At 39.3% G+C, this 7,168-nt stretch carries 8 protein-coding genes; 6 read left to right on the forward strand and 2 right to left on the reverse strand.

All coding sequences use genetic code 11. From position 1 onward, the window contains the following. Positions 1 to 9: 9 nt before the first annotated feature. Together HMPREF9180_RS09575 and HMPREF9180_RS09580 are read right to left on the reverse strand one after the other, a co-directional pair. Positions 10 to 1,380: an MFS transporter gene (locus HMPREF9180_RS09575; RefSeq protein ID WP_006146344.1), complete on the reverse strand. Its 1,371-nt coding sequence runs from the start codon at positions 1,378 to 1,380 to the stop codon at positions 10 to 12. A gap of 40 nt (positions 1,381 to 1,420) precedes the next feature. Then, complete coding sequence (locus HMPREF9180_RS09580) at positions 1,421 to 1,546, reverse strand: hypothetical protein (protein ID WP_006146345.1); 126 nt, start codon at positions 1,544 to 1,546, stop codon at positions 1,421 to 1,423. Between the two features lie 102 nt (positions 1,547 to 1,648). Here HMPREF9180_RS09580 and HMPREF9180_RS09585 point away from each other — a divergent pair, with 102 nt between their 5' ends. From HMPREF9180_RS09585 to glmS, 6 genes are all read left to right on the forward strand, one after another. Next, a complete protein-coding gene (locus HMPREF9180_RS09585) occupies positions 1,649 to 1,978 on the forward strand; it encodes a winged helix-turn-helix transcriptional regulator (protein ID WP_006146346.1) in 330 nt (109 codons plus the stop codon). A gap of 399 nt (positions 1,979 to 2,377) precedes the next feature. Continuing rightward, positions 2,378 to 3,064: an XRE family transcriptional regulator gene (locus HMPREF9180_RS09590; protein WP_006146347.1), complete on the forward strand. Its 687-nt coding sequence runs from the start codon at positions 2,378 to 2,380 to the stop codon at positions 3,062 to 3,064. Between the two features lie 3 nt (positions 3,065 to 3,067). Continuing rightward, the gene (locus HMPREF9180_RS09595) at positions 3,068 to 4,483 is read left to right on the forward strand and encodes a Y-family DNA polymerase (RefSeq protein WP_006146348.1); all 1,416 of its coding nucleotides are present in this window, start codon (positions 3,068 to 3,070) and stop codon (positions 4,481 to 4,483) included. Next, positions 4,480 to 4,842: a hypothetical protein gene (locus HMPREF9180_RS09600; protein WP_006146349.1), complete on the forward strand. Its 363-nt coding sequence runs from the start codon at positions 4,480 to 4,482 to the stop codon at positions 4,840 to 4,842. Before HMPREF9180_RS09595 ends, HMPREF9180_RS09600 begins: the two co-directional genes overlap by 4 nt. Continuing rightward, entirely contained in the window at positions 4,835 to 5,128 is a 294-nt protein-coding gene (locus tag HMPREF9180_RS09605; protein WP_006146350.1) for a DUF5960 family protein, read from the forward strand. Before HMPREF9180_RS09600 ends, HMPREF9180_RS09605 begins: the two co-directional genes overlap by 8 nt. 225 nt (positions 5,129 to 5,353) lie before the next feature. After that, on the forward strand, positions 5,354 to 7,162 hold the full coding sequence (gene glmS / locus HMPREF9180_RS09610; RefSeq protein ID WP_006146351.1) for a glutamine--fructose-6-phosphate transaminase (isomerizing): 1,809 nt from the start codon (positions 5,354 to 5,356) through the stop codon (positions 7,160 to 7,162). The last annotated feature ends 6 nt before the right edge of the window (positions 7,163 to 7,168 follow it).

Genomic DNA, 7,168 nt, shown 5'->3' on the forward strand with positions numbered 1-7,168 from the left:
ATCTACTTTTTATTCTTTTCCATAAAGGTAACAGCTGGCAATTAACCAAGTAGCAATATACATTATCACGTTAACCAAAAATGCGACAACGATGACTATATTCCAATCATGGGACAAATTAGTAGTTACAATCCCCATAATTGTTGTACCAAAAAGTCCACCAATCTGTTTGTTAGCGTTTAGAGTTGCACCAGCAATTCCAGATAATTCTTGACCAGCAGCTTCCATAAGAATGGTTGTAGTTGCTGGAGTTAACACTCCGATACCTAGACTCATTAAAGAAAATAAAGGAATTAGGATGTATAGTTGAATTTCATGAAAAAGAACTCCAATTCCAAAAATTCCTGCTGCTCCTACAATGGCAAAAATAATTGAGACAGTAGCGAGGCTTCCCACGGAAAATCGTTTTACAGCACGTGCGTAAAATAAATTACCAATAATTAAGACAATCATTCCTGGTAGAATGAGGAGTCCAGAAACCATTGAGGAAAGGTTTAAATAAGTTTGAAAATAGAGTCCTAGCACCAAAACAATGCCATATAGTGAAATGTTAACTACAAAACCTAATAGATTAGAGACAATAAACTTAGCATTTTTTAATAGTTGGTGGGGAACAATAGGTGCTTTACTTTTTTTATCGTGGACTACTAAACCAATAGCAAATAATATAAATAGGAGAAGAAACAATAAAAGATTTGAGTTACTATAACCATATTGATTCCCTTCAACAAGGTAAATAACTAGACTTCCGATAGTTGTAACCAGAAATATATTACTAAAGATGTCAATCCTGGTCTTTAGATTGGCAATATTATTTTTCACGAGAAGTAATATTGAAATTACTGTCAAAATTCCAAATGGAATATTGACCAAGAAAATACCCCTCCATCCGAAGTAGTTAATAATTAGTCCACCAATAAAAGAACCAGTACCGGTTGCAACAGAAATAATTGCTGTCCAAATTCCTAACATACGTGCTCTTTTAGTAGAATCGGGATATGAAATGAATAAAAGTGCTAATGAACTTGGCATAAACAAAGAAGCACCGAAACCTTGAATGAATCTAAGTATAATTAATGTTTCAATATTTGGTGAAAAAGAGCATCCTAACGAGGCAAGTGTAAAAATTGTCATTCCAATTAATAAAATTCGTTTAGCACCATATTTTGTTGTTAGATTTCCTGAAAGTAAGAGCAAAGAACCTAAAGCTAGTGTATAGGCGTTAATAATCCAAATGGATTGCTCTAATGAGACGCTCATAGCTGTTTCAATATGAGGAACAGCAAGAACCACTCCGGTTGTATCTAGGACCGCCATAATGTATCCTAGCGAAAGAATAAAAAGTAGATAAGCTGGCGCTTTTGTATTTGTTTTTTTCATCAAGCTTCCTCCGTTGTTTCATCAAACCAATTTTTATTTATCAATCAAAAGCAATATATTTAACTTTCTGAAAATATTTTACTTGAGTATATCCAGTGCCAAAGTATCTTCCACCAGCGCAACCGAGAATATCTTTGATACGGTCAAACTTAGTTATAATATTCATAGTAATTTCCACTTTCAAGTGATATAATTAGCTTATCATGTAATTATTTCTAAAACAAGAAGGGAAAAAAAGTATAGTAACTATCAAAAAAGGAGGAAACGAATGGAGACTTGCAAGATGCAACCTTTGAAAAAAACAAATTGTCCAGCAAGAAGGGTCTTGAATTTACTAAAAGGTAAATTTACTCTTGAGATTTTATCTGAAATTATTGATGGTAATTTACATTATGGTAGTCTTTTGCGTAGTGTAGAAGGTATTAATCCGAGAATATTAGCTCAACGGTTACATGATTTCGAGAAAGAAGGTATTTTATCAAGAAAAGTTTTACCGACATCGCCTCCACAGATTGAATATAAAATGACAAAAAAAGGTATTGCTCTAAGAAGTATCGTTGAAGAAATGAAAAAATGGGAGCAAACATATGGTGATTAAATTGAATTAACATAATTTATGATTAATATTTTCTATAAATAGAAAATGTAATTCTGAAAGATTTGGTAGCCTTGTTAATCAAGGCAAAGTAAAACACTAGTTCAAATGTGTGACTAGAGTTTGTGGGCTCTATAATTTTTTGTAGTGGATAAAACCATAGGTAAAAATAGGAAAAATAAAAAATCATCTAGATTGAACTGCCCCCCCAAAAGTTAGACAGAAAAAATCTAACTTTTTGGGGCGTTCTTTTTTGTATTACTAGATAATTATATTCGTTATACCTCAACATTCCTACTAGACATTCGTCTACTTTTTTTATATAATAAAACTAAACCAAAATGGTTGAATTTTAAAAATATAGTCAACCTTCAATGAAAATATCACGCTAGGAGGTAAGTCATGTACCAACCAGAAAAGCTTAAGGCTCGGAGAAAAGAGTTAAAGCTAACGCAGAAAGAGATTGCAGATCAGCTTGGGATTAGTTTTCAGGCTTATTCAGCTTGGGAACGTGGAGTCAAGGAGCCTTCCGAAGAAAAAGTTAAACAGCTAGAGAAAATCTTAAAAGTACCAAAAGGCTATTTTACCCAAATCGAAATCGTCTGTCTTTATAACAGTCTTTCTAACCAAGGGAAAGAAAAGGTGGTAGTCTATGCTCGAAATTTGGCTCAAGAAGAACAAGCCAAGAAGGTGACGACTATGCCAGAAAAACTTTTCGAGTATCATGTCTATGAACGCATGTCAGCGGGGATTGGGGCTTCGGTTTATGATGATCGAAACTTCGATACGGTTTACTTTAATGAAGAACTGGCTCATGATTTTGCTTCATGGGTCTCTGGAGATTCCATGGAACCAAAATATCAAAATGGTTCCGTGGCTCTGATTCGGGAGACCGGATTTGATTATGATGGCGCTGTCTATGCAGTGGTTTGTAACAACCAGACCTATATCAAACGGGTCTATCGAGAAGAGGATGGCTTGCGTTTGGTCTCCATCAATCCTAAATATAAAGATATTCACATTTCTTACGAAGAAGATCCGCGGATTGTGGGTATTATCGTGGGCAATTTTGTACCCATGGAGGGATAGTCTATGGGCTACTTTGATTATTCCAGAGAGCCCAAAAGTGATATTGCCTTTGTCGATATGAAGTCCTTTTATGCCAGTGTTGAGTGTGTAGAAAGAGGACTCCATCCCCTCAAAACCTCCCTTTGTGTCATGAGTCGAGCGGATAATTCTGTTGGGCTTATTCTTGCCTCCTCACCGATGTTTAAAAAGGTTTTTGGGAAAGCAAATGTCGGTCGTGCCTATGACCTGCCCTTTGATATCAAGACACGCAAATTTTCCTACTATAATGCCAAAAAACAAGGCTTACGGACAGACCCGGACTATGTGAAATTTATCGAAGATTGGGCTCGGGTGACCGTCATTGTCCCTCCTCGGATGGATAAGTATATCGCAGTCAATATGGAAATTCAGCGCATCTTTCAAAACTATGGCAGTCCAGATGATATTTATCCTTATTCAATTGATGAAGGCTTTATTGACTTAACCAGTTCGCTTAATTATTTTGTCCCGGACCAGCAGATTTCTCGTACAGATAAGCTAGATATGCTTTCGGCTCGTATCCAGAGAGATATCTGGCGACAGACAGGGATTTACTCGACGGTCGGCATGTCTAATGCCAATCCTCTGCTTGCTAAGTTGGCCTTGGATAATGAAGCTAAGCGAACACCAACCATGCGAGCCAATTGGTCTTACCAGGATGTGGAAAATAAGGTCTGGTCCATTTCAAAGATGACCGACTTTTGGGGGATTGGGCATCGGATGGAGAAGCGCTTGAATAGTTTGGGAATCTATTCGATTAAGGAATTAGCCAATAGCAATCCTGATGACCTGAAGAAGGAACTTGGCCAAGCTGGCCTTCGATTATGGTTTCATGCCAATGGAATTGACGAGAGTAATGTTCACAAGCCTTATAAGCCAAAATCTCACGGCTTGGGCAATTCGCAAATTTTACCGAGAGACTACGTTAAGAAGCGAGATATCGAAATTATTCTTCGAGAGATGGCTGAGCAGGTGGCTATCAGGCTTCGACGGGCCAGGAAGAAGACGACAGTGGTGTCTATCCATCTTGGATTTTCAAAGCAGGAACAAAAACGCTCCATCCATACCCAGATGAAAGTTGAGCCGACCAATAATACCAGTCTGTTGGTTAGTTATGTACTGAAATTATTCCATAGCAAATATACTTCTGGAGCCGTCAGAAGTGTTGCCGTTAGTTATTCAGGATTTGTGGACGAATCCTTTGCGTTGATTTCCCTTTTTGATGATGTTGATAAAGTAGAAAAAGAAGAAAGGCTCCAGACTGCCATTGATTCCATTCGAGAACAATTCGGCTTTACTTCTCTCTTGAAGGCGACTGCTTTAGAGGATGCATCGAGAAGTATTGCTAGAAGCAAGCTGATCGGAGGGCACTCTGCTGGAGGATTAGATGGATTGAAATGATTGATCGTTCTTATTTGCCCTTCCAATCCGCAAGGGACTACCAGGATCCAGGGATGCAGAAGTGGATGGGCTTCTTTTTATCAGAACATACGAGCTCGCTCAGTGCAGAAAAAAATCGTGTCGATTTATCAACAGATTTGAATCCGGTCGAGAAGTTATTACTGCTTTCCCAGCTCTATGTCGGACGACTAAAAGGCTCTTTTGTGGTCAAGGAGAATAATCATAAGAGCAGGATAATCGGTGAAGTAAGAGAACTATCTACCGAAGAAATCTCTGTTAAAATTGATGAGGGCTATAGGTTGTTAAGGATCGATGACATCCTAGAAATCCAACTATGTCAGGAGGAAGTGTATGACTAGAAAAGAGCTATATGAAAATAAATTGCAGATGGATTATTTTTCAGATGATTACATCCGCTTTGAAGAAGATTTCCAAAAATACTCTGCCATGAATGTGCCCCTGACTTTTCTGATTGACGACATTCTACGAACCATGGCTATGAACCAAAAAGATTACTTTGTCTTGAACAAGGAAAATGCCAAGGACGGCAGAGAGCATCGGTTTTATTTTAGGGTGAAGATGGGAAAGGATTGTCCACGAACTCGAACTTATGTCTATCTTGGACTTGGGCGAAATCATCAGTAAAGATTCTGACCGTAGATATTACAATAATAAGGTTGTATCCACCCATTCAAGAGCTATTTCTTGAATGGTTTTTCTTTATATCTGAAAAGTGATTGAACTATACCAATTTTTATCCTTGACAAGTGAAAGAAACAAGTATATACTGTTTTTGCTGATTCCGCAAAGCGAGAATTAGACTATACCAATTTTAAGGAGAAAGCACAGCTTGTCTGTGTCGTATATACTATGTGTGGAATTGTTGGTGTTGTTGGAAACACAAATGCAACTGATATTTTGATTCAAGGACTTGAAAAACTCGAATACCGTGGTTATGATTCAGCGGGAATTTTTGTCTTAGGTGGTGCTGAGAGCCATCTAGTGAAGGCTGTTGGTCGTATTGCAGAGCTTTCTGCAAAGGCTAGTGGCGTTGAAGGAACAGCAGGGATTGGTCACACTCGCTGGGCGACTCACGGAAAACCAACGGAAGACAATGCTCACCCACACCGTTCTGAGACAGGACGTTTTGTCTTGGTACACAACGGGGTGATTGAAAACTATCTTGAAATCAAGGAAGAGTACCTTGCAGGTCACCATTTCAAGGGGCAAACAGATACAGAAATTGCCGTTCATTTGATTGGAAAATTTGCGGAAGAAGATGGCTTGTCAGTACTTGAAGCCTTCAAAAAAGCTCTTCACATCATTCGCGGTTCTTATGCCTTTGCCTTGATTGACTCTGAAAATCCAGATGTCATCTATGTAGCTAAGAACAAATCACCACTTTTGGTTGGTCTTGGGGATGGTTACAACATGGTCTGCTCAGATGCCATGGCTATGATTCGTGAAACTAACCAATACATGGAAATCCACGACCAAGAGTTGGTAATCGTCAAGGCTGATAGTGTCGAAGTTCAGGACTATGATGGCAACAGTCGTGAGCGTACCAGCTACACTGCTGAACTTGACTTGTCAGATATCGGTAAGGGAACATATCCTTACTACATGCTCAAGGAAATCGATGAGCAACCAACGGTGATGCGTAAGTTGATTCAAGCTTACACAGATGAAGCAGGTCAAGTTGTGGTAGATCCAGCTATCATCAAGGCTGTTCAAGATGCAGATCGTATCTACATTCTTGCTGCTGGAACTTCTTACCATGCAGGATTTGCTTCTAAGAAGATGTTGGAAGAATTGACAGATACACCAGTTGAACTTGGTATTTCATCTGAGTGGGGATATGGTATGCCACTTCTCAGCAAGAAACCACTTTTCATCTTTATCAGCCAATCTGGTGAAACAGCTGATAGCCGCCAAGTTTTGGTCAAGGCCAATGAAATGGGAATTCCAAGTTTAACAGTGACAAACGTGCCAGGATCAACTCTTTCACGTGAAGCTGATCATACCATGCTTCTTCACGCAGGTCCTGAAATTGCTGTAGCATCAACCAAGGCTTATACGGCGCAAATCACAGCCCTTGCCTTCCTTGCAAAAGCAGTCGGCGAAGCAAATGGTAACGAAAAAGCCAAAGCCTTTGACCTGGTTCACGAGTTGTCTATCGTGGCTCAGTCTATCGAATCAACTCTTTCTGAGAAAGAAACGATTGATGCCAAGGTTAAAGAATTGCTGGAAACAACACGTAACGCCTTTTACATCGGACGTGGTCAAGATTACTATGTAGCCATGGAAGCCAGTCTTAAGCTCAAAGAAATCTCATATATCCAATGTGAAGGATTTGCGGCTGGAGAACTCAAACACGGAACTATTGCCTTGATTGAAGAAGGAACACCTGTCTTGGCTCTCTTGTCTGACCCAGTTCTTGCCAACCATACTCGCGGAAATATCCAAGAAGTGGCAGCTCGTGGTGCCAAGGTCCTCACCATCGCAGAGGAAAGTGTCGCAAAAGATACAGACGACATCGTCCTTACAACTGTACACCCTTACCTCTCACCAATCTCGATGGTCGTGCCAACACAATTGGTTGCTTACTTTGCAACCCTCCACCGTGGACTTGATGTGGACAAACCACGTAACCTTGCTAAATCAGTGACGGTAGAATAATAAAAA

Source organism: Streptococcus peroris ATCC 700780 (assembly GCF_000187585.1).
GTDB classification, from domain to species: Bacteria; Bacillota; Bacilli; order Lactobacillales; family Streptococcaceae; genus Streptococcus; species Streptococcus peroris.